This window comes from Bacillus sp. GMs2/2, from assembly GCF_050172095.1.
In the GTDB taxonomy this organism is placed as follows: Bacteria; Bacillota; Bacilli; order Bacillales; family Bacillaceae_G; genus Bacillus_A; species Bacillus_A cereus.
This window is the reverse complement of the sequence record NZ_JBNLYE010000621.1, coordinates 1-1,644: the sequence shown is the minus strand read 5'-3', so window position 1 is coordinate 1,644 and position 1,644 is coordinate 1. Positions and strand designations below refer to the sequence as shown.

Sequence of the window (1,644 nt, the reverse complement as noted above, 5' to 3'; positions counted from 1 at the left end):
GAGTATATAGTTTAATTAGACTATTTATTTTATTGAGTGTGAAAAAAGGAGGAAAGAGGTATGGTTGCAAAAGAGAGCAACTTACGCTTAGTGATAGCTGGGTTAATGCTAGGTATTTTAATGGCTGCAATGGATAATACAATTGTTGCCACTTCAATTGGTACAATTGTCTCAGATTTGGGTGGATTGGATAAATTCATCTGGGTTACTTCTGCTTATATGGTTGCAGTTATGGCGGGTATGCCTATTTTCGGGAAATTATCTGATATGTATGGTAGAAAGAGGTTTTATATTTTTGGTTTATTAATCTTCTTAATTGGTTCTGCATTATGTGGTACTGCGCAAAGTATTGTTCAGCTAAGTATTTATCGTGCAATTCAAGGTATAGGTGGGGGGGCACTGATGCCAATCGCCTTTACCATTGTATTTGATATTTTTCCTATTGAAAAAAGAGGGAAAATGACTGGGTTATTAGGGGCCGTATTTGGTTCTTCAAGTGTATTAGGACCTTTATTAGGTGCGTATATAACAGAAAATATAAGTTGGCATTGGATTTTTTACGTCAATATTCCAATTGGTCTAATGTCATTAATTTTTATTTTAAAAGCTTATAAAGAAAATAATCCACCTACTAAGCAAAATATTGATTGGTGGGGGGCGATAACACTCGTCATAGCAGTAATTAGCTTAATGTTCGCTTTAGAATTGGGAGGAAAAGAATTTAAGTGGGATTCGATACAAATCATTGGGTTATTTGCATCGTTTATTGTATTTTTTGTTGGCTTCCTATTGGTAGAAAGAAAAGTGAAAGATCCGATAATATCATTTTGGATGTTTAAGCGTAAGGAGTTTGCAATATCACAAATTATTACGTTTTTCTATGGAGCAACATTTGTTATTTTAACAGTATTTATTCCTATTTTTGTTCAGGCTGTATATGGTGGAACAGCAACTAATGCTGGATTAATTTTAACCCCAATGATGTTAGGTTCTGTAGTAGGTAGTGCAATTGGTGGAATATTTCAAACGAAAATTAGTTACCGCAACTTGATGTTATTATCTATAATATCCTTTGGGATAGGTATGTATTTGTTAGGAACGATGGATCCACAAACAAGCCGTGTACTTTTAACGATATACATGATTATAACGGGGTTTGGAGTTGGATTTTCGTTCTCTTTGCTTCCCACAGTTTCTATTCATAATATGGAACCGAGATTCCGTGGTTCAGCTACTTCAACAAATTCATTCTTTCGTTCACTAGGTATGACAATTGGAGTAACGATTTTTGGCTCCATTCAAAATAGTACCTTTACAGCTAACTTAAAGGATGCTTTTAAGGGAATAGAACATGGTTCCAGCATGTTAAATAATCTAGGTGATCCGAGTGCAATATTTCGCTCAGATGTAAGGTCCAGTATACCTACTTTTATTCTTGAAAAGGTTATAGCTGCTATGTCATCTTCCATTACTACTGTTTTTCTATTAGCTTTAATTCCAATTATCGTTTCGTTTATGGCAATATTATTTATGGGGAATGTCAAAGCTGGTACAAAGGATAATAAAGTGAATTTGAAGTTATAAATTTTATAAAACAAAAAGATTCTTTACTTATTTTTAGCTTATACTATTGGTATAGGTTAT

1 protein-coding gene is annotated in these 1,644 nt (G+C 33.6%); it reads left to right on the top strand.

The features are described from left to right. The first annotated feature begins 60 nt into the window (after nt 1-60). Nucleotides 61-1,584, top strand: a complete 1,524-nt coding sequence (locus ACQGS6_RS28035) for an MDR family MFS transporter (protein ID WP_000225814.1) — start codon at nt 61-63, stop codon at nt 1,582-1,584. Nucleotides 1,585-1,644 lie beyond the last annotated feature (60 nt).